Annotated in this window: 1 tRNA gene and 1 rRNA gene; both read left to right on the forward strand. The window is 49.2% G+C overall.

What is annotated here, in order from left to right:
- Positions 1-84, forward strand: a 16S ribosomal RNA gene (locus ACO0U8_RS24275); the annotation flags it as partial.
- 71 nt (positions 85-155) lie between these two features.
- Positions 156-232: transfer RNA gene (locus ACO0U8_RS24280), tRNA-Ile, on the forward strand.
- The last annotated feature ends 4 nt before the right edge of the window (positions 233-236 follow it).

Here is a 236-nt window from a genome sequence, read left to right on the forward strand (position 1 = left end):
GCGCTTACCACTTTGTGATTCATGACTGGGGTGAAGTCGTAACAAGGTAACCGTAGGGGAACCTGCGGTTGGATCACCTCCTTACCTAAAGATACGCATTGTGCAGTGTCCACACAGATTGTCTGATAGAAAGTAACGAGCAGAAATACCTTAATAGGCTTGTAGCTCAGGTGGTTAGAGCGCACCCCTGATAAGGGTGAGGTCGGTGGTTCAAGTCCACTCAGGCCTACCAATTC

The organism is Rahnella sp. EDr1-12 (genome assembly GCF_049206505.1).
GTDB lineage: Bacteria > Pseudomonadota > Gammaproteobacteria > Enterobacterales > Enterobacteriaceae > Rahnella > Rahnella rivi.